Origin of the sequence: Ureibacillus sp. FSL W8-0352, assembly GCF_038004345.1 — a bacterium.
Lineage (GTDB): Bacteria > Bacillota > Bacilli > Bacillales_A > Planococcaceae > Ureibacillus > Ureibacillus thermosphaericus.
Genome location: NZ_JBBOQT010000001.1, coordinates 397,148 through 421,000 on the forward strand (window position 1 = coordinate 397,148; position 23,853 = coordinate 421,000).

18 protein-coding genes and 1 pseudogene are annotated in these 23,853 nt (G+C 35.2%); 11 read left to right on the forward strand and 8 right to left on the reverse strand.

Annotated elements, in window-relative coordinates; all coding sequences use genetic code 11:
- Positions 1-98: 98 nt before the first annotated feature.
- Positions 99-2,000, forward strand: coding sequence for an ATP-dependent DNA helicase (locus NST98_RS02010; protein ID WP_340714267.1), 1,902 nt, complete (start codon positions 99-101; stop codon positions 1,998-2,000).
- Between the two features lie 176 nt (positions 2,001-2,176).
- The gene (gene fabG, locus NST98_RS02015) at positions 2,177-2,917 is read left to right on the forward strand and encodes a 3-oxoacyl-ACP reductase FabG (protein WP_340714268.1); all 741 of its coding nucleotides are present in this window, start codon (positions 2,177-2,179) and stop codon (positions 2,915-2,917) included.
- Between the two features lie 51 nt (positions 2,918-2,968).
- Here fabG and NST98_RS02020 read toward each other — a convergent pair whose 3' ends face one another.
- The 5 genes from NST98_RS02020 to NST98_RS02040 all read right to left on the reverse strand — a co-directional run bounded on the left by NST98_RS02020 (position 2,969) and on the right by NST98_RS02040 (position 7,582).
- Positions 2,969-4,330 (reverse strand): IS4 family transposase, encoded by a 1,362-nt coding sequence (locus tag NST98_RS02020; RefSeq protein ID WP_096550514.1) that lies wholly within the window; start codon positions 4,328-4,330, stop codon positions 2,969-2,971.
- A 236-nt stretch (positions 4,331-4,566) separates the two neighbouring features.
- The gene (locus NST98_RS02025; protein ID WP_026018956.1) at positions 4,567-6,198 is read right to left on the reverse strand and encodes a b(o/a)3-type cytochrome-c oxidase subunit 1; all 1,632 of its coding nucleotides are present in this window, start codon (positions 6,196-6,198) and stop codon (positions 4,567-4,569) included.
- Between the two features lie 49 nt (positions 6,199-6,247).
- Positions 6,248-6,745: a cytochrome c oxidase subunit II gene (locus NST98_RS02030; protein ID WP_340710016.1), complete on the reverse strand. Its 498-nt coding sequence runs from the start codon at positions 6,743-6,745 to the stop codon at positions 6,248-6,250.
- Positions 6,746-6,767: 22 nt separating this feature from the next.
- The gene (locus NST98_RS02035; protein WP_016837008.1) at positions 6,768-6,896 is read right to left on the reverse strand and encodes a hypothetical protein; all 129 of its coding nucleotides are present in this window, start codon (positions 6,894-6,896) and stop codon (positions 6,768-6,770) included.
- 233 nt (positions 6,897-7,129) lie between these two features.
- Complete coding sequence (locus tag NST98_RS02040; protein ID WP_340714269.1) at positions 7,130-7,582, reverse strand: chemotaxis protein CheX; 453 nt, start codon at positions 7,580-7,582, stop codon at positions 7,130-7,132.
- Positions 7,583-7,991: 409 nt separating this feature from the next.
- Between NST98_RS02040 and NST98_RS02045 the strand changes: the two genes are divergently transcribed.
- The 4 genes and pseudogenes from NST98_RS02045 to NST98_RS02060 all read left to right on the forward strand — a co-directional run bounded on the left by NST98_RS02045 (position 7,992) and on the right by NST98_RS02060 (position 15,369).
- Positions 7,992-11,612 (forward strand): dynamin family protein, encoded by a 3,621-nt coding sequence (locus tag NST98_RS02045; protein ID WP_340714270.1) that lies wholly within the window; start codon positions 7,992-7,994, stop codon positions 11,610-11,612.
- 277 nt (positions 11,613-11,889) lie between these two features.
- A complete protein-coding gene (locus NST98_RS02050) occupies positions 11,890-12,810 on the forward strand; it encodes a copper amine oxidase N-terminal domain-containing protein (protein WP_340714271.1) in 921 nt (306 codons plus the stop codon).
- Between the two features lie 382 nt (positions 12,811-13,192).
- A pseudogene (gene tnpA / locus NST98_RS02055) lies at positions 13,193-13,677 on the forward strand (IS200/IS605 family transposase).
- 492 nt (positions 13,678-14,169) lie between these two features.
- Positions 14,170-15,369 (forward strand): NAD(P)-dependent malic enzyme, encoded by a 1,200-nt coding sequence (locus tag NST98_RS02060; protein ID WP_016837011.1) that lies wholly within the window; start codon positions 14,170-14,172, stop codon positions 15,367-15,369.
- Between the two features lie 150 nt (positions 15,370-15,519).
- Here NST98_RS02060 and NST98_RS02065 read toward each other — a convergent pair whose 3' ends face one another.
- Positions 15,520-16,167 carry a Yip1 family protein gene (locus NST98_RS02065; protein ID WP_340704118.1) on the reverse strand — a complete coding sequence of 216 codons (648 nt, stop codon included), beginning with the start codon at positions 16,165-16,167 and terminating at the stop codon, positions 15,520-15,522.
- A 165-nt stretch (positions 16,168-16,332) separates the two neighbouring features.
- Positions 16,333-17,706: an NADP-specific glutamate dehydrogenase gene (gene gdhA, locus NST98_RS02070; RefSeq protein WP_340714272.1), complete on the reverse strand. Its 1,374-nt coding sequence runs from the start codon at positions 17,704-17,706 to the stop codon at positions 16,333-16,335.
- Between the two features lie 164 nt (positions 17,707-17,870).
- On the opposite strand from gdhA, the gene NST98_RS02075 reads away from it, so the two are divergent.
- The 3 genes from NST98_RS02075 (at position 17,871) to NST98_RS02085 (ending at position 20,022) form a co-directional block, all read left to right on the forward strand.
- Positions 17,871-18,338: a YaiI/YqxD family protein gene (locus tag NST98_RS02075; protein ID WP_340715645.1), complete on the forward strand. Its 468-nt coding sequence runs from the start codon at positions 17,871-17,873 to the stop codon at positions 18,336-18,338.
- Positions 18,331-19,647, forward strand: coding sequence for a D-serine ammonia-lyase (locus tag NST98_RS02080; protein ID WP_445684019.1), 1,317 nt, complete (start codon positions 18,331-18,333; stop codon positions 19,645-19,647). Before NST98_RS02075 ends, NST98_RS02080 begins: the two co-directional genes overlap by 8 nt.
- 162 nt (positions 19,648-19,809) lie before the next feature.
- Positions 19,810-20,022, forward strand: a complete 213-nt coding sequence (locus tag NST98_RS02085; RefSeq protein WP_016837016.1) for a hypothetical protein — start codon at positions 19,810-19,812, stop codon at positions 20,020-20,022.
- A gap of 110 nt (positions 20,023-20,132) precedes the next feature.
- Here NST98_RS02085 and NST98_RS02090 read toward each other — a convergent pair whose 3' ends face one another.
- The gene (locus NST98_RS02090) at positions 20,133-20,960 is read right to left on the reverse strand and encodes a squalene/phytoene synthase family protein (protein WP_016837017.1); all 828 of its coding nucleotides are present in this window, start codon (positions 20,958-20,960) and stop codon (positions 20,133-20,135) included.
- A gap of 282 nt (positions 20,961-21,242) precedes the next feature.
- Between NST98_RS02090 and NST98_RS02095 the strand changes: the two genes are divergently transcribed.
- On the forward strand, positions 21,243-22,604 hold the full coding sequence (locus tag NST98_RS02095) for an IS4 family transposase (RefSeq protein WP_096550514.1): 1,362 nt from the start codon (positions 21,243-21,245) through the stop codon (positions 22,602-22,604).
- A 121-nt stretch (positions 22,605-22,725) separates the two neighbouring features.
- The gene (locus NST98_RS02100; RefSeq protein ID WP_340714273.1) at positions 22,726-23,781 is read left to right on the forward strand and encodes a 3'-5' exonuclease; all 1,056 of its coding nucleotides are present in this window, start codon (positions 22,726-22,728) and stop codon (positions 23,779-23,781) included.
- Positions 23,782-23,853 lie beyond the last annotated feature (72 nt).

The window sequence follows — 23,853 nt, forward strand, 5'->3', positions numbered from 1 at the left end:
AGCAAAGATTATGTAGACTTCAATAGGTGTCTTGAATAGATTCGAGACACTTTTTCTTAATGTCTAAAAAGTAGGCATTCATAAAGGAGATTTGAACAATGAGACCATCATTACCTTTTGAATTATCAAGAGAGAAAAGTTTTTTTGATTCCTTAGGGGATTGGATTGGCGACATTTTTTATGATGTATTACCCGAAAAAGGATTTGAATGTCGGGACGAACAAATTTTTATGAGTTATCAAATAGAGAAAGCATTAAAAGAAAATAACGTTTTGTTTGCGGAAGCGGGTGTTGGAACAGGGAAAACCCTCGCTTATTTATTGCCTGCAATTGCTTACGCTCGTTACAAAGGGAAACCCGCTTTAATTGCATGTGCTGATGAAACATTGATTGATCAGCTTGTGAAAGTTGAAGGGGACATCGCAAAAATTGAGAAATATTTAGGATTGAAAATTGATGTAAGGCTCGCGAAATCCCGTGATCAATATTTGTGTTTAAAACGTTTTGAGGAAGCGGAATTGTATGAAGATGATGAATGGATAGATGAGATTGCTTTCAACATTCCAGAAGAAGTGTTTGCTGAAAGTTCAGCTGTACAAATCCCACTTTATGGTGCAAGAAGCGATTATCCACAAATTAGCGATGAAAATTGGAATAAGGTGAATTACAATTCCATTATGCAGTGTAGTACGTGCGAGAAACGTAATCGTTGTGGTCAGACGCTGCATCGTATGCACTATCGAAAAGCGGCTGATTTGATTATTTGCTCGCAAGATTTTTTAATGGAACATTTAGTAACAAAAGAATCTCGTAAAAGAGAAGGGCAATTAACACTTTTACCTGATGTTTCGTTGATTGTATTAGATGAAGGGCATTTATTGGAATATGCGGCTCAAAAAGCGATGACATATAAAGTGCAAAATTATACCATTGTAAAATTGCTAGATCAATTAATGGTAGACGGTATTCGTGAAAGCACGTTATATGCGATGGAAAAATTGCAAGATGACCACGAATTATTTTTTGATCAACTTCGGGAAGATATCGTACCATCCAATGAAGACAGAAAAACAATTCAGAAATCCGAAAAATTATTGGCATTAGGTAAGCAACTAATCGATGATGTAGAAAAATTATTGGAAGAGTTTGTTTTTGAATCAGAAATGTACGTTATTCCGGAATATGAATTGAATATTGTTGAAGAATTTTTAGAAGAGTATGAAGCTGCTTTAAAAATATTTATTTCAAAAAGCGAAGCAGTCGATTGGTTGGAAGATACGGATGGCGAAGAAACGTTAGTCATCATGCCGAGATTAATTACAGAAGTATTAGAAGAGAAGTTATTCTCGAACAATATACCGATTATCTTTTCATCCGCAACATTATCAGTCAATAAAGATTTTTCTTACATTGCTTCCAGTTTGGGTGTGAAAAAGTATCAGCATTTTAGCGTGCCTTCTCCTTTTGATTATGATGAAGTTATGAAAATATATATACATGAATTGAATGAAGATGAGAAAGTGAAAAAAGTAGAAGAGCTGCTAAAACAAAATAAGAAAACATTGGTACTGTTTAAATCTAGACAATCGATGTTGAATTTTAAAAACAAATTACCAATCATGTCACGGTTAACAGTTGGTTTCGAAGGAGATCGGGAATTAACATCCATTATTCAAGATTTCAAAAATGGCACTATTAAAACTCTATGTTCCTATCATTTATGGGAAGGTGTGGACTTGCCAGAAGAGGCATTGACACAAGTTGTTATTTATGAATTACCATTCCCACCAAAAGATCCGCTTTTTGATGCAAAACGAAAATTTGTTGAGAAACCATTTGAAGAAGTAGATTTACCATTTATGTTACTGCGATTGCAACAAGGAATTGGTCGACTCATCCGCACTTCAAAAGATTACGGTGACGTTCACATTTTATTAAATCAAGAAGATAATGCAGTACAATCACGTTTTGTTGAAGTATTGCCAGTGAAACCACAATAATGAACGAACAGATATATGCAAAAAGTCTATATAGATTTTTTGCATATTTTTTTATTTTTAAGAATATAATTTTTTAAAAATTGTTGAAAGTGGTCGTGTCAATGCTGTCTATGTCGATGAATGTCTGTTATTGTAAAAGATGTACGGATTAATCTATTCGAAAAAGGGAGAGAAATATGAGATTAAAAGGGAAAGTTGCCATTATAACAGGAAGTGCAAATGGAATAGGTAAGGCCGCTACCATTAGGTTTTTGGAAGAGGGAGCAAAAGTAGTCATCGCAGATATACAAGCAGAAGAAGGAAAACAATTTGAAAAAGAATTAACTGAGCGAGGTTATGATGTTTTATTTTACCAAGTAAATGTTGCAAAAAAAGAAGAAGTTGAAAAAATGGTTGAAAAAGTGAAGGAACATTATGGCAAGATTGATATTTTAATCAATAATGCAGGTATTACAAGGGACGCGATGCTTGTAAAAATGTCAGAAGAACAATTTGATGAAGTCATCAATGTAAATTTAAAGGGAGTTTTCAATTGTACGCAAGCGGTTTCAAAAGTGATGATTGAACAAGGACATGGAAAGATTATTAATACTTCTTCTGTAAGCGGTGTTTATGGGAATGTGGGGCAAACAAATTATGCTGCTGCAAAAGCGGCAATAGTCGGCATGACAAAAACATGGGCGAAGGAACTTGGAAGAAAGGGTATAAATGTGAACGCTGTCGCTCCAGGATTTACGAAAACAGGAATGGTTGAAAAGATGCCAGAGAAAATATTAAATTATATGGAATCGATTACAAGTTTAAAAAGGTTAGGGGAGCCAATCGATATTGCAAACGCTTACTTGTTTTTAGCTTCGGATGAATCAAATTACATCACAGGTCATATTTTACATGTAGATGGTGGAATTATGATGTAAAATTCAAAATACTTATTGAAAAAAAGTTCATAATATTTTAATATTCATAACTCAACTTTCGCACACAGATATTGTCAGACATCTCTTGATGTAATTGGGTAAAGACGCAATCCATTCTTGTACTTTACTTTTAAATAATTCCATGTTCAAACAAACATTAGCTTCTGCTAATGTTTGGAAGATCGCTAATAATTGATTCAATGCACTCTCTAGATTCATATCTTTTACATCTTCACATAATAGAAAAAAGAGATTTCCAATCGTTTTAGGATCGTTGTTTTGTCTACGCTCCCACTCTAAGAGTATAAAGCGAGTAAACACAATCGTTGTATGACTAATCAACAGATCATACGAACGACCTTGAAATTCTTTTGCTAGGTTAAGCAATGATTTGGTACACTTGAAAAATGTTTCGATGTCCCAGCGCATCCCGTAAATACGCACAATTTCTTCATCTGAAAGTGTGGTATCTGTACTCAAAATGGCTAACCATTCACTCTTTTTATTGCGGTTACGCACGAATACAATCTTGACTTGTCGTCCTTTTGCAAGATGAACATGGATCGAACCGAGTAGGTCTTTCTTTTCCATGGTACGCTTTGCTTTTTTAAAGAGTTCATCCAGAGTATGGGCTTCACCATCTATGAAATAACGTTGTTTTAGCTGCTTGACCATACCAATGACAAATAAACCTTTATCCGTGATTTTTTCAATCAAAGGCTCATGCGTAAACCAAGTATCCATTAACACATAATCAGCTGTAATTCCTGCATTTAAGGCATGATCCAATAAAGCAGAGACAACGCTTGGCTTATCTTGTTGTGCTTCAAGACGACGCTTGTAGCCGGAAGTGCGTTTATCAATGGATTCATCGACCCCGTTAAGTTGATTTTCCTTTTTCGCTGAACTCAATAAAGCAAAGTCTACAGGTAGAAAAGAATATCCATCAGACCAACCAAGAGTAAGCAACTGAAACCCCTTATAGAATCGTTTCTCTGTATGATCAAATACTCGTGAAAGAAGTTCAACAGACTTGCTTCGGTTGCGTGAAAAGAGTGAATCATCAACAATAAACACCTTCACTCTGTTGTTTGATGTAAGCTTTTTTATACGTCCAGTAAGATCTTGACATAAGGAAAGTAAAAAAGTTCGCCAAGCATAAGTAGATGAATTTAGAAAACGGTAGATCGTATCTTTTTTAGGTAAGTCCACGGCTTTCTTACTTTGAAGTGCTTGAAACCAATTTTTATATTGGAAAACAAGCAAAAAAATAAGACGGAAAATAGATAAGCATGAATAACCAAATCCCTTAGTAATTCTCGCTTTTCTCAAATGTTTGCCTATATTTAATTCAGAAAATCTTCGTTCAAGTTCTTTTGGTAGTTGTGCAAAAGTATCTTTTTTCGTTATCATAATGGTGACACCTTCTTTGGTATTTGGTTTGTTCACCATAATTTTACCAAAAGATAGGTGTCTTTTTCTTTTAAAAAAATAAAATCAATAAAAAACAAGAGAAATAATGAAAGACGATATAAAACAGTCATATCAAGAGTTGCAATAAGATATTACTCTGCGAAAGTTGAGTTCATAATATGTGCATAAATAACCCTCCCCGTCAATGTGGGGAGGGAATTGTGTTGCATTTTTTCTTACCATAATCTAAAGCCTTTAGCTCCAAGAGGTGAGTTAGATATAATATCGATGATTGGAATTGTATAAGCGAAGATAATTACTGCAATCATGATGACGCCCCAAAGTTTGAAGTTTTCGATAGCAGCTGGAGTTTTAGCAGCTCCTGGTGCAACTTCTGCAATTGGGAAATCCTCCTCACCTTTAGGAGCAAAGAAACCTACGTAAATTACTAATCCAGTGATTACTAATATTGCGATGAATAAGATTGATCCACCAACCGCTTGAGCAATTTGATAAGAGAGCCATTCAGCCGCTTGTTCTGAACCACCGTAAGTAGAGTAATCAGAACGACGTGGTGCGCCTAATAAACCTGCGATATGCATGGCACTCGACATAATCGTCATACCAATAGCCCATAAAATTCCTGCACAGTTTGCCATGCTATTAGCACGTTTTGTTAAAGTTCTACCATTTAGGTGCGGTATTAACCAGAATGCTGTACCAAAGAATGTTAATGCAACAGCACTAGCTACTGTTAAGTGGAAGTGACCTGTTACCCAAATTGTATTGTGAATCAGTTCGTTCATTTGGTAAGAGGCGTTAACGATACCACCGGCACCGCCAGGAATAAATGCAACCATACCAATGAATGGTAGTAAGAATCTTGAATCATTCCATGGTAATTTTTTGAACCATCCAAATACGCCTTTCGCACCAAGTTCACGTCCTCGCAATTCAAATGTTGCAAACATAGAAAAGGCAGTCATTAATGATGGAACTACGACGAAGAATGTTAATACTGCTTGAATGAACTTCCATAATGGATCAATACCAGGTTCAGTGTATTGGTGGTGAATACCAACTGGTACTGAAAGAATTAAGAACAACATGAATGTTAATTTTGCTAAAGCATCTGAGAAAACTTTACCGCCGATGATTTTAGGAATGATTGTGTACCAAATCATATATGCAGGTAATAACCAGAAATAAACTAATGCGTGACCGAAATACCAGAACAATGTTCTAGAAAGTAGTACGTCAACACGTTCTACTAATCCCATTGACCAAGGGATTAATTGGAATAATACTTCAATTGCTACACCTAATGTAGCGACATACCATAAGAAGTTGTTCACTACAACCATAAAGGATAATAGCGGTGTACTTTGGCCTTTATGTTCTTTCTTCCATTGAACAAAACGCATAATTTGTGCTAAACCTGTAAACCAAGAACCAACAATTACTAATGCTAAACCAAGGTAGAATACCCAGTGGGCTTGTAATGGTGCATAGAATGTGTAAAGAACAGAAGCTTCATTCGTTAGAATCATTGCGGCTGCTGCAACTAATCCAATTGTAGCAATCCAGAAACCAATCCAGCCAATAGTTCGTTGTTTATTTGTAAATGTACCAGAAGTTCGACTAACAGCAGCTGTTTGGAATCCCATAATGAAGAAAGTTGTTAATACAAGTCCGAGTAAAACACCGTGTACTGTTAACACTTGATAGTAGTTAAGAAAACTAGGGAGCTGAAGTGTACCAGCACGAACTAATACTTGAAGTAATCCAGCTATACCACCTAATAATACGGCTATAAATGCGATATAGATATATGCTAATGCTAATTTACCATCTCTTCGATCAACCATTTCAAGTTGCTTTTTTAAACTTGTTGATACAGTGCTTTGTACGGTTTCCTTAGTTGTTGTTGTCATTAGGGTCCACCACCTTTAAAGTCGAGTACATTAATGTGTGACCAGTACCACAATACTCGTTACATACGATTGTATATTCTCCAACTTTATCGACAGTTGTAATTTTTTCTGATACATATCCAGGTTCAAGCATCATATTTATGTTTGTTCCTGCAACCTCAAAACCGTGAATAACGTCTTTTGTCGTTGCGATGAAACGAACTTTAGAACCAACAGGTATTTCAAGTTCCATTGGAGTGTAAGCAAACGCTTGTGCAACAAGTACCACTTCATAATCCCAGTCTTTACCTTCTACTTTGTGTATTCCTGGGTTATTGAAAGGAGCGATTTCATCTACTTTTTCGTAGTTGTTTATCGTCCATTTCGAGTTATTTGGATGCGTTCCTCCATGGAATGCGCTTACACCGAGAACAATTAAGAACACGATGAGTGTACCTGTGCCAAATATTAACCACCATTTCTCATACTTGTGTATGTGCATTGTTTTCCCTCCTGCTCAAGTGTTAGAAGCGACCGATGTATAAATCGAATGCAGCGATCCAAAAAATAATAATAATTAGACCTATACCAAAAGTCGCTAAAAGAGTACCTGTTAAATTTTCCTCCGAAGAATTCTTTTTGTGATTTGTCATGTCTCTCCCTCCTATGAAATGAACTCAAATATGATACTTCACGTTCATCATAATAAAAATCAAACTTCCAAGATGTGATAAAAATCACAGTTCAATACTGGAAATGTGAATTTCCTGTGAAAGTCGATGGAAGCAAAAAAATAAAATGTCTCAAAAAAAGAGACATTTTATGCAAAAAAACGTAATATCGTTCTATATTTTTTAATAAATTTTTATGAAAATCTATGTAAAAATTACTTATTATCGATTGTAAGCAAAACCGTCAACATACCTATATCTTCGATGATAGTTGGTAATTTAATGGCGTTATCGATACCGTGAAGAGTCGTCTTGCCGATGAGTATTGTCGGTGGAGTCACGTCAATAAATAGTTGTTTTTCACTTGCCTGAATACTTAAATTTCCAGCAAACATATTACCGAATTCCCCTGTAAATGATTTCAACATTTCGCCTTCTAAATTCATGCCGAACATTTTCATTCCTATCGCAGAAAAAATAGCGGAATTGCTATCCAGTATTACTCTACCTTTAATATCACCAGTCAAACCGACTAGAACGCCAATTTCTTTATGGGTAAAAGGCTCGGTCAAAAAGGAGGGAGACTGAATGTTGATATTCATTGGGATGATTTGTTTTAATGTGTAGATTGCACCGTTTAAAATCGTTTGTACATGTTTAGAAGTCATAGACATCAATCTTATCGCATCCTTTTGTATTTATTTACCTATTTTAGCAGAAAAAAAACCGAAATTAAGAAGAATTTTGTATATTTATTATTATTTTTATTTTTATTATAATAATTGATAAGAATTCTCATCGAAAAAAGGGGTAAAAACGAATGGTTTACGCATTCATTGCTGGGACGATTGCCATATATTATTGGATCGGTACATACATCTTTAAAAATGTAACGAAATAGTGCCAATCAACTTTTTTTAGCGATTGGCACAAATTTTTTGTATTTTCACACATTCTAAATATACTCAATAAAAACTTCATTTTTCTTGTAATCTTTTTGATTTACTAGCGATTTTACTTGAAAAGCATGTTAATATTATAATTGTGACAAAATGAAGGCAAAGGGGTATTTATTCCATGAGTAGTTTTGACGAAAAAATATCACAATTGTTAGAGCAATCCGCAATTCAATACATAATATTTAAGAATAATGAAGATACAGAGCGAATGAAAAAGCTCCACTTATTTGCTAAAAAACTATTACAAAAAGAATATGTCATTGGATTTGCCGGACATTTTTCAGCTGGAAAATCTAGTATGATTAATGCATTATCCGGTGAAGATATTTTAGCTTCTAGCCCGATTCCGACGAGTGCAAATATCGTAAAAGTCCATAAATCAGATGAAGATTTCGCTATTTGTTATATGAAAGACGACAAGCCTGTCAAATTTGAAGCTGGATATGATATAAAAACGGTAAAAGAATTAAGTAAAAATGGCGACCTCGTTACGCAAATCGAAATTGGGCATAAAGATTCAAAGTTGCCTGCCGGTGTCACTGTGATGGATACTCCAGGAGTCGATTCTACAGACGATGCTCACCGTATGAGTACGGAATCAGCATTACATATTGCGGATATTGTTTTTTACACAATGGATTACAACCATGTGCAGTCTGAATTAAACTTCCAATTTACAAAACAATTAATGAAATATAATCCAAATGTGTATTTGATTGTCAACCAGATTGACAAACATAATGAACAAGAACTTTCATTTGAAGAATATAAAGAATCGGTATATAACTCCTTTAAAGCTTGGGGAGTGGAGCCGAAGGGCATCTTTTTCACATCTCTTAAAGATTTCAACCATCCTTACAATGATTTTGAAAAAGTAAAAAACATAGTTATGGATTCAATGGAACACTGGCAAGATCGCCTAGTAGAAACGGCTGAAAACACATTGAAAAAGATGCAAAGTGAACATTTAGCGTTTTTAGAGGAAGAAAAGAATGCACGATTTGAAGAGAATAGTGAAGTTTTATCAACCGATGAATGGGATAACCGTGAAGAACTTTTGGAGCAATATGAAAAATTAAAATTGCAAACAGAACTATTCTCCATTGAAAATTGGGAGGAAAGCTTCAAGGAAAAACGAAATGACTTGCTAGAAAATGCAGCAGTCATACCAGCTGACTTCCGAGAAAAACTGCGTCTATATTTAGAGAGTCAACAAGAAGGATTTAAAGTAGGCGGCTTTTTCACTTCGAAAAAGAAAACTCAAGAGGAAATCCAACGACGCATTAAGGATGTCTATGACCAGTATCAAACCATCTTACAATCGCAAATCATCGGTCATATGAAATCGTTAATGAAACAGTCATTAAAAGATGTTGGAGCATTAACAGATGAAAGGGCTAGTCAAATCGATGCCATCGCTTTTGATGTGCCGTTTACTTTAATTGAAGAATGTGTTCAAAGAAACGCTATTGTTACAGGGGATGCGGTGTTAAACTTTGCTAATCGAGTAAGAGAGGCAACTCGTCGCTACTTTATTCGTGAAACGGATGCGTGGAAAGACAGTCAACTTCCATTATTAAAAGAACTCGGTGAAACATCACAAGCTCCGGTACAGCAAAAATTGAATAATCTAGAAAAGAAAGTAAAAGCAATTCAAAGCATCTCTGAAATAGTCGAACGAAAAGAATTTTTAGAAAGACAGCTCGTTCATGCATCAAAAAATACGAGAGATGAAGCGAAAAAACAAAAAGAGCAGTGGGAAAACAAGTTCGAACAAGAATTAAATGAAGTTCGATTGTTTGACCCATCTATGCTGAAACAAGAGCAACAAGAAGAAGTGGTGGTAGAAGAGGTACCACAACAAATGGGTGTATCAATGCAAGGCGATGAAGTAATTGACAATGCTTTGCATACAGCAAATCTTGTAAGACAAGTGGAAGGCTTTGAAGAAGTAGCCGACTTCTTTTTGAAAAAAGTTGAAAGGCTACAACATAAAGATTTTACGATTGCCTTATTCGGAGCATTTAGTGCAGGGAAATCAAGTTTCTCAAACGCATTAATGGGCGAAAAAGTATTACCGGTATCCCCAAACCCAACAACAGCGGCCATTAACAAAATACGCCCTGTAGATGAACAGCATCACCATGAAACAGCAGATGTTCAACTCAAAACGAAAGAACAACTACTAGAGGATATTCAATTTGCATATGAAGCGATTGGAATGACGGTCCAATCGTTAGATGAGGCATACAATCGTGCAGATGAAGCATTAAAAGTCGAACTGAAGGATGAGCGCTTAAATGTTCATAAATCCTTTATTCGCGCATATAAAGAAGGTTATCCTACTTACAGCAATCAACTCGGTGAGATTCTTCGTGTAAACCGAGAAGAATTTGAACGGTTTGTTGCGGAAGAGAACCGATCTTGCTTTGTGGATAATATTAATTTCTATTATGATTGTCCACTCACTCGTATGGGTGTGACATTGGTAGATACACCGGGAGCGGATTCAATCAACGCTCGGCATACAGGTGTCGCATTCGAATATATTCGCAATGCCGATGCAATTCTTTTCGTCACGTATTACAACCATGCTTTTGCAAAGGCAGACCGTGAATTTTTAATCCAGTTAGGTCGCGTGAAAGATGCCTTTGAATTGGACAAAATGTTCTTTATCGTTAATGCTATCGATTTAGCGAAAAACCAAGAAGAAGCTGAAGATGTGAAAGCTTACGTTCGCAATGAATTGCAGCGCTTCGGCATTCGTTTCCCTAAATTGTATGGCGTCTCCAGTTTACTTGCGTTGCGTGAGAAGCAAGAGAAGGCGGAATTGGCATCTGGAATGCAAGAGTTTGAACAAGCGTTTTATCGCTTCTTAAATGAAGACTTGGCATCAATTGCGATTCAAGCATTACATGAGGAAGTTGAAAAAACTCATCAACGTTTATCAGATTTAATTGTTCAAACTGAAGAAAACTTAAAACGAAAAGATGAACGATTAGAGGAATTGGCACAGCTAGAAGATTATGTAGAGAAACATTATCGTTCGTTAGGAACAAGCATGATTGAAAGCGATACGAAGCAAGAACTCGATGAACTATTATATTATGTATTGCAAAGAGTTTATTACCGTTATCCAGACTTCTTTAGAGAAAGTTACAATCCATCGACATTTGCAGCGTTGTCGCCACAAGAAGCTTTAAGTAAAGCGTTAAAGGAAACGTTAAGTTCTTTAAAATTTGACTTTGCTCAAGAACTTCGAGTTACGAATTTCCGCATCGCACAATTCATTCAAAAACAAATGAAAGAACGTTTCAAAGAAGAAAGTCGTTCTTTGAAGGAAATGAACCAAAGTTTCTCATTTATTGCTTATGAGTTTGAAGATGTAGAATTATTGGATTTCGATGGTCCGTTTGATGATTTCAATAAATATGCATCCGTAAAATCATATTTCAAAAATGCGAAATCTTTCTTTGAAAAGAACGAAAAAGAACATTTGAAACTAGCGTTAGAAGAATTAACGAAACCAGATGCTGAGAAATATTTAGAAGAACAAAAACAACAAGTGATGGATTGGGCGCGGACGTATATTGCGAAGGAAGCTGAACGTTTACGCGAACATATTTATCACCAAGCGATGAATCAAATTCAAACAGAACGCTTATTGCTACAAGAAGAAAGCCGATTGGCGACTTGGAAAAATATCTATCAAGAATTGCAAAAAGTAGAAGTCAAATAAAGCGACGGAGTGTCTATTTGAGACGGCTCCCCTTGAGGCTCGACACAAATAATTTGTGGCGAAGGACTGTGGAAATTTGTTCGACTACAGCAGGCGCGGAGAGTTTTAACAAATCAATTAGGTAAAAGAATGTAAGGGTGTCTAGAAAAGTTCCATTTTCTAGCACCTTTTTTATTTGCAAACTTATGTATGTAGAAATTTTTGTGGAAGTTTGTAACCTTTTCCGTCGTTATTCGACTAATTGAACGAAAACGGAATTATGAAAGGAGAGGTGCATGTGAAAAAGAAATTATCTGCTCTTTGTGCATTCGCTGTGCTAAGTAGCTTCACGCTGATTCCTGATGGAAATGTACAAGCACTTGAAGTAAATGACAATCCGGTTATTGAAGCTAAAGAAGAGTACCAATTAAAATATTTTCAAGTAAGTGGAACCATTAGTAGTATTACTGAAAAAGAAAATGGATCTTTCTTTGCAACTATAGACTCAAAGGAAAATCCATTCGGCTTTTATTTCGATGAAGACACGTTCATTTTCGATAATAGTGGAAACGCGTTAAAGTTGAAGGAAGGCATGCAAATCACAGCCTATGTTGATAGTCTTAAACCAATGATAATGATTTATCCACCTCAATATTCGCCTGATGTAGTCATTGCTCAAACGGATAATCCAGGTACAGTACAGTTGGATCAATTTGATCAAAACTACTTAAATGTCGCAAAAGATTTAATTATTCATTTGAATGAAAAGTCAAATATTATGAATTTATCAGGTAAAAAACTATCAAAAGAAGATGTTATTGATAAAGAAGTATTAATTTTCTATGAAGTTGTGTTAGAAAGCCACCCTGCTCAAACAGTACCTTCTAAAGTAATTGTATTAGAGAGAAATGAGCAATCGGAACAACCATCAGAAATCGAAAAAGCTTATCAAATCGCTGAAAATGATTTCTACATCGTCAACAATGTTAAAATGGTACCTTTACGATTGATTGCTGAGCAACTGGGCTACCGAGTAGACTCTACTGGCGTTGGAGCAATTGTATCAAAAGGCGAAGTTTCATTTACGATTACTAGAGGGACGAAATCTTACATTACAAATGGAACGACGAAACAGTTTGTAGAAGTACCTGCATTGTTAGAGCCTCGTAAAACATACGTGCCGTATGAATTCATTGAGGAACTTGTGGGGAATTTTTAAATAATTAAATTGGGATACCAACCGTTATATAAAGGGCGCCTGAATAGTCATTTTAGGGCGCTCTTTTTGCTACTGTGACCGAAGTAAATTTGGGATGTCGCTTAGATAGATTACAGCTGACGTCAGCTATCGTATTAGAAAAATTGAGACGAGGCGGCGCAGTTGATGTGATTGCAGCAGAAAAAGAATTATAATTTAGAGATTTGAGCCTGACCAAAAGGGGCAAACTTTTTGGTCAGGCTGTTTTTGTGTAAAAAAGAAAACCCCCTGCTAGGCAGGGGGTTCCGTATAGCTTACAGCGAGGTATTAAAAAAGATCCCACTTGATGCTAAAATAAATTACGGTTCGCCAACCAAATTTTAGTACCAAGGAGGGACCTATTATGTCTTCTGACACAAATAGTTTAGCACATACCAAGTGGAATTGTAAGTATCACATTGTATTTGCACCAAAATATAGAAGACAGATAATTTATGGAAAGATAAAGAAGATATTGGACAAATATTAAGACAACTATGTGAAAGAAAAGGCGTAGAAATAATTGAAGCTACCGCATGCAAAGACCACATACATATGTTGGTCAGTATCCCATCAAAATTAAGTGTTTCATCATTCGTGGGATATTTAAAAGGAAAAAGTAGTTTGATGATATTCGATCGACATGCCCATTTAAAGTATCGATATGGAAACAGAAAATTTTGGTGTAGAGGATTTTATGTGGATACGGTAGGTAGAAATAAAAAGGTAATTGAAGAATATATTCGAAATCAAATACAAGATGATATCATTGCAGATCAACTCAGTATGGAAGAGTTCGTCGATCCATTTACAGGTGAAGAGATAAAGCGAAAACCTAGGAAAAAATAAAAGAGACCCTTTAAGGGTCAGCTGGAAAAGTAGTGCAGTTGGCGAACCATTCGATGCCCCTTTAGGGGTTGGCCAGTAATAAAGGCTTCTAGCCGCAGAACAAACCACCCGTTCACACGGGTGGTTTTGATTTTAATTATTAAGATGAAAAATTGTGAAAAATATGTGACAACGTCATTTTTTTCTAAATTGAAGTATGTGAAAAATATCATATTTAACTAAGCAAAATAGTCTGTTTTCATTTTCACAAATAAATGCTGATAGTATCAACGTTTGAATTGTGAAAAATGCATTATAAATTATATTAATATAATAAAAATTTAATCAAAAAATTAAGAAAAGTTGGTCAAAAAAATCATGAAAGCGCTTTAAAAACTCGGTATTTTCAATGTGTTTTGAGGTTTCGACAAAATATGTTATTGACTTTAATTAAGTAAAGTAATATTATACAAAATACAATATTAAACAATAATGGTTAGGGGATGATAAAGTATGGATTTAATGAAAAAGTCTTTAGAAATGCATAAAGAATTTAAGGGGAAAATGGAAATTGTATCAAAAGTACCTCTTAAAGATAGCTATGATTTAAGTTTGGCTTATTCACCAGGTGTTGCGGCACCTTGCCAAGAAATAGAAAAAAGCCCGATGCGCGTCTATGACTATACAATGAAAGGGAATTTAGTAGCGGTTGTATCTGATGGAACTGCGGTGTTAGGCTTAGGGGATATTGGACCGGAAGCAGCTCTTCCTGTTATGGAAGGAAAGGCGTTGTTATTAAAACGATTTGCAAATGTTGATGCAGTGCCAATTACATTGAACACAAAAGATGTGGATGAAATAGTTAGAACAGTAAAGGCGATTTCACCTACATTTGGCGCTATTAATTTAGAAGATATTGCAGCGCCTCGTTGTTTTGAAATTGAAGAACGATTAAAAGCGGAATGCAATATTCCAATTTTCCATGATGATCAACACGGTACAGCCATCGTTGTTGCAGCGGGATTAGAAAATGCATTGAAGCTTGTTGGAAAACGAAAAGAAGAAGTGAAAATTGTAATTAATGGAGCGGGAGCGGCTGGTATTGCTACATTAAAGCTGTTAGCAAGCATTGGATATAAAAACATTGTTGTTTGTGATTCAAAGGGTATCCTTTATGAAGGGCGTTCAGGAATGAATGCTGTAAAAGAAGAAATTGCGAAAATTACAAACCCTGAAAAGTTGACAGGAACATTGGACGATGCAATGGTAGGGACGGATATCTTTATTGGTGTTTCCATCGCAAATATTTTAACGAAGGAACATATTGATTCCATGAATCGGGATCCAATTGTTTTTGCATTGGCTAATCCAAATCCTGAAATCACTTATGAAAACGCTGAGCGTTGGGGAGTAAGAATCATCGGTACTGGTCGCTCCGATTATCCAAATCAAGTAAATAACGTATTAGCGTTTCCAGGAATCTTTAGAGGGGCATTGGATGTATTTGCGACAGAAATTAACGAAGAAATGAAAATTGCCGCTGTAAATGCCATTGCGTCTCTTGTTGATGAAAATGAGTTAAGAGAAGATTATGTGATTCCAAAACCATTGGATGAAAGAGTTGTTCCTGCTGTTGCAAAAGCAGTGGCAAACGCGGCAATTGAAACGGGCGTATCAAGGCTATATAGTAATCAACAAGCAAAAGTAATTTAGTGTGAATGTTCGTTATCAATTCTTGTATGGTAAACTGAAAGATTGAAAAAATGAAAATCTCTTTTACAATTTGAAAAGAGAAAAAATATGGCTTGGTGGTAGAAAATAGGGGATGACTGGTTTTTATCTAATACCAAGCCATATCGTTGATTACATATAATAGCTAAGTCCCAGTAAGACAATGATGATGCCAATGATAACGCCGATTAGAATAAAAATAATTGCTATGATTATAGCAAATATCAATAGTGTGAAAAAGGCCTTCCAATTAGAAAACTGATGAGCTTCTGCAATTGCTGCAATCGTAATGACAATTGACCATATGGTTGCAATGAATGTGAACAATATTCCAATGATTGCAAATGCACCAAAATCTTCGCTCATATTCATTAAACTATTCGGATCAATCAACATCCAAAGCAAGTAAATGGGAATTAACACAATAAACGGCCATACACTTAGGGAAGAAGCTTTGAATAATTGTGCGTAAGTTCCTTTTCCTGAAAACATTTTCCCGATTAGCCAAGTACAAAGAGCTGAAAAAGCGTTGCTAATTAGCCCCACAATAGGCGAAAGAATAATGGTAATTAGAATCATTGCCCAAAGAGGAAAGTTTGGATAAATACCTATATCCATATATCCTGTAAACAAACTTCCAATATAACCAATCGATAAGAGAATAATGACATAAAGCCAACTTTTCTCTTGTATTACATAGCGAGTTGTTTTTTTAGGATGCAACCATATCGTGAAAAAAGGATTAATCTTTTCTTGTTGCGGTGTTTCGAACTCGTTCATCTAAAAACCTCCCAATATTTTCTTTTTTTTAGTAAAACATATTTGATTAACGAACTTCAATAGGAAAAAAGATAGCCAATTGAAATATGCAAAATAGCACATTTCAATTGGCTTCATTTTCTATATTGAGCCCCTTTTGAATTCATTTCTCCCGATAATAGACGATTAATAAACCCCTTCAGCAATCATTCCGTTCGCAACTTTGATAAATCCGGCAATGTTTGCACCAAGCATTAAATTTCCAGGATATCCATATTTTTCAGAGCACTCTTTACTTGTTCTATAGATGTTTTTCATAATGTCATGTAGTTTTTCATCGACTTTATTAAATGACCAGTAAGTGCGGCTTGAGTTTTGTGCCATTTCTAATGCAGAAGTTGCTACACCGCCGGCATTTGCTGCTTTACCAGGCCCGTATAAGACACCATTTTCTAAAAACTCATTGATGGCTTCAGGAGTTGAAGGCATATTTGCGCCCTCCGCAACAACTTTTACGCCGTTACTAATTAAAGTACGAGCAGATTCTCCGTCAATTTCGTTTTGTGTTGCACATGGAAGTGCGATATCACATGGAATTGTCCAAATACCTGTGCAACCTTCCGTATATGTTGCGTTTGGACGATATTCAACATACTTTTTAATTCGTTCACCTTGAACTTCTTTAATTTCTTTAACAATGTTTAAATCAATGCCCTCAGAATCGTAAATATAACCATTTGAATCGGAGCATGCAACAACTTTTGCACCGAAATGTTGGGCTTTTTCGATGGCGTAAATAGCAACATTACCTGATCCGGAAACAACAACAGTTTTATCTAAGAATGATTCATTTTTATCGCGTAGCATTTCTTCTACAAAGTATACTAAACCGTATCCTGTAGCTTCTTTACGAACAAGTGAACCTCCGTAACCTGGCTGTTTACCAGTAAGAACGCCTGCTTCATGCATCGCTTTAATGCGTTTATATTGACCCCATAGATAACCAACTTCGCGTGCACCAACACCGATATCTCCGGCAGGAACATCGACATCTGGACCGATATGACGGTATAATTCAGTCATAAACGCTTGGCAGAAACGCATAATTTCTGCATCTGATTTTCCTTTAGGGTCAAAATCAGAGCCGCCTTTTGCACCGCCAATTGGCAGTCCAGTTAGTGCGTTTTTAAAGATTTGTTCGAAAGCTAAAAATTTCATAATGGATTCGTTTACTGTTGGGTGGAAACGTAAACCACCTTTGTATGGTCCGATAACATTATTAAACTGTACACGGTAACCACGATTTACGTGAACCCGATTTTGATCATCCTGCCAAGTTACACGGAAAGTAATGATACGATCCGGTTCTACAATTCGAGAAAGAATATTATGTTCAATATAATCAGGATGTTGCTCAAAAACAGGTACTAATGTAGAAAATACTTCTTCTACAGCCTGCAAAAATTCCGTTTGATATCCATATTTATTTTTAAGTTGATTATATACAGAATCAATATATTCTTTTGCTTTGGATTGTTTTTTTACATCTGTTGTTGTCATGTTTGTTTCCCTCCTCAAAATCTTATGAGAAAATGTTATTATGATTTTTCAAACAATTCAATCATTAATTTTTGACTTAGGGAAAATAAAATGTAAAAATAAGGTAAAATTAATTATATTTATATAATAAAAATTACCAAAAATTATGTAAGAGGGTGAATGGTATAATATCCGTGTTTATAGATGCAGATGCCTGTCCAGTCGTTGATATTGCTGTATTTGTTTCATCTCAATACGAGATAAAACCATTCTTATTTTGCGATACTTCTCATCTCATAGAAAGGGAGGATGCAATAACAATTCAAGTTGCCGAGGGTCGAGATTCTGTTGATTTTGCAATAGTGAATGCGGTTTCAAAATTTGATATTGTTGTTACACAAGACTATGGTTTAGCTGCCATGTGTTTGGCAAAAGGTGCCTTTGTTTTAAATCAAAATGGAAAAGAATTTACAGATGAAAATATTGATCAAATGTTATTTTTTAGGCATGAAAATGCAAAATTTCGCCGTGCTGGTGGAAAAACGAAAGGTCCAAAAAAACGAACAGAGAAAAATAATTTGGACTTTGAAATAAAATTTCGACAAATTTGTGAACGAGCAATGTTATTAAAAAAGGAGAATGATAATGCTTAATTTTCCACGCAAACTTTCGGAAATGGAACAAGATATTTTAGAGAATATGAAGAAACAGAACACTGTACTATGGTTAAATCCGAATAAAACAGATGAATTACCAGAAAATCATTCCTTTTCATTCCAGGAAGTCATCAACGCAGAAAAACGATTGCAACGGTTTAGCCAATATATTCAAGCAGTGTTTCCGGAAACGAAAAAATTACAAGGAATCATTGAATCGGATTTAATTGAAATACCAAAAATGAAACCATTTATCGAGAAGAATGCTGAAAAGCCGCTGTTAGGTAAACTGTTATTAAAATGTGACCATGAGTTAGCAGTTTCCGGTTCCATTAAAGCGCGAGGCGGAATATATGAAGTGTTAAAATTCGCAGAACAATGTGCCATCGAGAATGGTTTCATTAAAGAAACGGATGATTATGAAAAGTTTAAGAGTGAAGCGTTTCGCCAATGTTTCAGTCAATATAAAATTGCAGTGGGATCTACTGGAAATTTAGGTCTTAGTATTGGCATAATGGCAGCGAAACTAGGGTTTCAAGTGACAGTACACATGTCCATGGATGCGAAAAAGTGGAAAAAAGATTTACTTCGTGAAAAAGGTGTCAAAGTGATTGAATATGAGTCGGATTATAGCTTAGCGGTGGAGGAAGGAAGAAAACAAGCAGAACATGATCCAATGTGCCACTTTGTGGATGATGAAAATTCCATCGATTTATTTAGTGGTTATGCAGTGAGTGCCCTACGATTGAAGAAACAGCTGGAAGAATTAAATATTCAAGTGGATGAAGAACATCCATTGTTTGTATATTTACCATGTGGAGTTGGCGGTGGACCGGGAGGCGTTGCATATGGTTTAAAAGCCCTATATAAAGAACATGTCCACATTTTCTTTGGTGAGCCGACTCAGTCTCCTTGCATGCTTTTAGGAATGATGACAGGATTACATGATAAAATTGCTGTCAATGATATTGGATTGACGAATCGAACAGAAGCGGACGGATTAGCAGTTGGTCGAGCTTCCAAGTTTGTTGGGAAGTTGATGGAGCCGATTCTGAGCGGATGTTACACGGTAGATGATGAATTTTTATTTGAGAGTTTAAAAGAAATGATGCAACATGAAGGGATATTTATGGAACCTTCCAGCCATGCAAGCGTATACGGGCCGATACAATTATTGAAGGAAGGAAATGCGTATATAGAAAAATATGAATTAACGAATCGATTACATCAAGCAACTCATATTTTATGGGCGACAGGGGGCAATATGGTGCCGCAAGAACAAAGGGAATCCTATTTGAATCGATAAAGGTACACTAATGGTTGAATCAACTAATCTAGCGATTTAAATGTTGAATTGTTAACTAAGTCATTGGCAAAAGAATTGAAGATGATTTAAAAATAGATTCGAAGGTAATAATTGAAGCTACTAATGTAGGTGCTGCGAGTAATTGAAGAAAGGAGGGTGGAAGTGGATAATACAAGATCAAAAATTATTGAGCCAACGATTATTGTAATTTCAATTATTATGATTATCACAGCAATTTTACTTATAATAAACGTTAATTTAAAACATCGAATTGCTGTAGATACAATTAATCAATTTTATGAAAAAGGTGGATTACCAGTTTACTCCGAAAACGCTAATATGACTTTTTCATTTTATTGTGACATGGATAATTAAACAATATCGCTTTTTCCCCCGTTTAGAAACAATTGCATAAAAATATTGAAAGCTTGTCCGAAAAGAGAGAGGGTTTCAATACCTTACTTTTCGGACAAGCTTTATCTTTGTTAATCCACCATCAATTCTTTTACGGTTTCTTCCACTTCGCTGCGGCTCATTTTCTCCTTGCCTTCTTTTAAAGCATTTAATGTTTTATGAGCGAGAGCAAGGGGTAAGCGACAGAACATTAAAATAGAACGTTTTTGGATTGCATCCATATATTGATAAGCTTTTTCTAAATTTTCCTCTGTATAATGGAACAAATCTTCTTTTGTCCAACCTTCAGGGATAAAGCTGACGCCTCGTGTTTCAAAATCTTCCTGTTGGTTTCTTAAAATATTTACCGCTTGCAAACCTCTGCCGTATCCAATGGCTAATTCCCGATCCGTTTTTACTGCACTATCCCATTCCCATAAATCGGAAAGCATGACACCAACAAGTCCGGCTACATAGTATGTATACTCATCTAAATCTTCCTTCGTGCGAACTTGCCAATTTGCTTTTGCCCATTTCGCCATACCGAATGCCATTTCACTTGCAGCATCGCAGACAATTTTTTTCGTTCCTTCAGGTAACAGTAAAATCCAATCATTTAAACGCATCGTTACTTCAGGCATGTATTGTTTATAAGGTTCTAACAGTTGTAAATATTTGTCGTTATTAAAGTTTTCTTCTTTTAATAGTTCACTTACTTCCATTAATAAGAAATATTTGATTTCATTCGTTACTTCTGGATGTTCATTATCTTCGATTTCATCCAGTGCACGCATAATTAAATAGGCATTGGCAACAGCCTTTTTCAAATCTTTTTTTAAAAATGTAATCGGTATATAAAAAGTGCGACTCGTTTCTTTTAATACTCTCATAGCATCTTTTTCAAGCGCTTTCTGATTCATAAGATCAAATTTCCTCCGATCATTAACCTTTCTATTTATCCTACAATAATTTTTCTAAAATGAAAAATAAAACTTCTGAAATTATTATAGACAAAAGGAAAATATTAATTACTCAACTTTCGCAGAGTAATATCTTATTGCAACTCTTGATATGACTGTTTTATATCGTCTTTCATTATTTCTCTTGTTTTTTATTGATTTTATTTTTTTAAAAGAAAAAGACACCTATCTTTTGGTAAAATTATGGTGAACAAACCAAATACCAAAGAAGGTGTCACCATTATGATAACGAAAAAAGATACTTTTGCACAACTACCAAAAGAACTTGAACGAAGATTTTCTGAATTAAATATAGGCAAACATTTGAGAAAAGCGAGAATTACTAAGGGATTTGGTTATTCATGCTTATCTATTTTCCGTCTTATTTTTTTGCTTGTTTTCCAATATAAAAATTGGTTTCAAGCACTTCAAAGTAAGAAAGCCGTGGACTTACCTAAAAAAGATACGATCTACCGTTTTCTAAATTCATCTACTTATGCTTGGCGAACTTTTTTACTTTCCTTATGTCAAGATCTTACTGGACGTATAAAAAAGCTTACATCAAACAACAGAGTGAAGGTGTTTATTGTTGATGATTCACTCTTTTCACGCAACCGAAGCAAGTCTGTTGAACTTCTTTCACGAGTATTTGATCATACAGAGAAACGATTCTATAAGGGGTTTCAGTTGCTTACTCTTGGTTGGTCTGATGGATATTCTTTTCTACCTGTAGACTTTGCTTTATTGAGTTCAGCGAAAAAGGAAAATCAACTTAACGGGGTCGATGAATCCATTGATAAACGCACTTCCGGCTACAAGCGTCGTCTTGAAGCACAACAAGATAAGCCAAGCGTTGTCTCTGCTTTATTGGATCATGCCTTAAATGCAGGAATTACAGCTGATTATGTGTTAATGGATACTTGGTTTACGCATGAGCCTTTGATTGAAAAAATCACGGATAAAGGTTTATTTGTCATTGGTATGGTCAAGCAGCTAAAACAACGTTATTTCATAGATGGTGAAGCCCATACTCTGGATGAACTCTTTAAAAAAGCAAAGCGTACCATGGAAAAGAAAGACCTACTCGGTTCGATCCATGTTCATCTTGCAAAAGGACGACAAGTCAAGATTGTATTCGTGCGTAACCGCAATAAAAAGAGTGAATGGTTAGCCATTTTGAGTACAGATACCACACTTTCAGATGAAGAAATTGTGCGTATTTACGGGATGCGCTGGGACATCGAAACATTTTTCAAGTGTACCAAATCATTGCTTAACCTAGCAAAAGAATTTCAAGGTCGTTCGTATGATCTGTTGATTAGTCATACAACGATTGTGTTTACTCGCTTTATACTCTTAGAGTGGGAGCGTAGACAAAACAACGATCCTAAAACGATTGGAAATCTCTTTTTTCTATTATGTGAAGATGTAAAAGATATGAATCTAGAGAGTGCATTGAATCAATTATTAGCGATCTTCCAAACATTAGCAGAAGCTAATGTTTGTTTGAACATGGAATTATTTAAAAGTAAAGTACAAGAATGGATTGCGTCTTTACCCAATTACATCAAGAGATGTCTGACAATATCTGTGTGCGAAAGTTGAGTTAATTACAATTAATGTTTAACAAACTTTGGCAAGTTTTTTTACTATTTTACGTGTCATTATTGACTATTTTCGTTACAATGAAATGTGATAGTTTGATAGAAAAAAGGTGAATTCATTCGTGCGAAAGGAAACATATATTTTTTTAGATATTGAGGCAGCCATTGTGCGCGGAAAACAGCACATCATTGAAATAGGAGCAGTGAAATGGTTGCCAAATGACGAAGTTGAATTTTTTTCTGAATTAATTCAACCATATAAATTTAAAAAGCTGAATAGCCGCATCCAAAAGTTAACGGGAATTCAAACGGAAGATTTATTATATGCTCCTTCCTTTAAACAAATCATTAAACGCTTTATGGAATGGAGCCAAGGAGATACAATTTTCGTTACCTTTGGTGAGTTTGATCGAAAAGTTTTGGAAGAAGAGCTTTTCCGAAATCGAATCCAACGGCATTTTATATATCCCATCGTGGATTTTCAGCAAAAATATATGATTGAAAATCAATTAAAAGTTCAACCAAGTTTAAGTGAATTAATGGAAAAATTTGAAGTGGTTGCTGAACAACATCGTGCTTTGCAAGATGCAAATACCCTTTTTAAAATATTTAAAGCTTCAGGCGGCCATGAAATGATTGAAAAGCAAAAAACGAATCAATTCGCCCTCATGTTAAGTGAAAATCATCATGAAGAAAATGAAGTTGATGTATACTTAACCTATGTAACTGGAGAAGTTTTTCCTTCCCATATTCGTATTCACTCGATTAATTCCATACATAAATCGTTATCATGCATTATAACAGAAAAGGAAATTGTTCAAGAAGACGGTTCGATTGTTAAATTTGAATATAATGAAATTCTTCCAAATGAGGAATTAGCTCAATTTTTACATACAGTGAGAGATGATGTAGAGAATAAAGTTCTGATTACTCGCTCTGGTTTAAAACAAATTTCTCGCATTTACCGTTTACACCATTGTGTTTTACCAAAAACTGAAGTGATGACACTGCAACACTTGCTAATGGATGAGGGACTGCTAAGCCGTTTTACAATGAATGGCCAATCCATCGATACATATGAAAAAACAATTTCTAAATTATTATTTCGATATAAACACAAACTAATTGATGAATTTGAAAAAAGAAATTTATTCTCTAATGAGGTAGTAAAAGTTTAATTTTTTAACAAAAATTAATATAATTTTAATATAGTAACCGTTTTTTTGAATAGTGTTAAAATTAGAAAAAAT

Coding starts and splice junctions, on each gene's coding strand:
- NST98_RS02010 (WP_340714267.1), top strand. CDS start 99: ATGAGACCATCATTACCTTTTGAATTATCAAGAGAGAAAAGTTTTTTT.
- fabG (WP_340714268.1), top strand. CDS start 2,177: ATGAGATTAAAAGGGAAAGTTGCCATTATAACAGGAAGTGCAAATGGA.
- NST98_RS02020 (WP_096550514.1), bottom strand. CDS start 4,330: ATGATAACGAAAAAAGATACTTTTGCACAACTACCAAAAGAACTTGAA.
- NST98_RS02025 (WP_026018956.1), bottom strand. CDS start 6,198: ATGGTTGATCGAAGAGATGGTAAATTAGCATTAGCATATATCTATATC.
- NST98_RS02030 (WP_340710016.1), bottom strand. CDS start 6,745: ATGCACATACACAAGTATGAGAAATGGTGGTTAATATTTGGCACAGGT.
- NST98_RS02035 (WP_016837008.1), bottom strand. CDS start 6,896: ATGACAAATCACAAAAAGAATTCTTCGGAGGAAAATTTAACAGGTACT.
- NST98_RS02040 (WP_340714269.1), bottom strand. CDS start 7,582: ATGACTTCTAAACATGTACAAACGATTTTAAACGGTGCAATCTACACA.
- NST98_RS02045 (WP_340714270.1), top strand. CDS start 7,992: ATGAGTAGTTTTGACGAAAAAATATCACAATTGTTAGAGCAATCCGCA.
- NST98_RS02060 (WP_016837011.1), top strand. CDS start 14,170: ATGGATTTAATGAAAAAGTCTTTAGAAATGCATAAAGAATTTAAGGGG.
- NST98_RS02065 (WP_340704118.1), bottom strand. CDS start 16,167: ATGAACGAGTTCGAAACACCGCAACAAGAAAAGATTAATCCTTTTTTC.
- gdhA (WP_340714272.1), bottom strand. CDS start 17,706: ATGACAACAACAGATGTAAAAAAACAATCCAAAGCAAAAGAATATATT.
- NST98_RS02080 (WP_445684019.1), top strand. CDS start 18,331: ATGCTTAATTTTCCACGCAAACTTTCGGAAATGGAACAAGATATTTTA.
- NST98_RS02090 (WP_016837017.1), bottom strand. CDS start 20,960: ATGAATCAGAAAGCGCTTGAAAAAGATGCTATGAGAGTATTAAAAGAA.
- NST98_RS02095 (WP_096550514.1), top strand. CDS start 21,243: ATGATAACGAAAAAAGATACTTTTGCACAACTACCAAAAGAACTTGAA.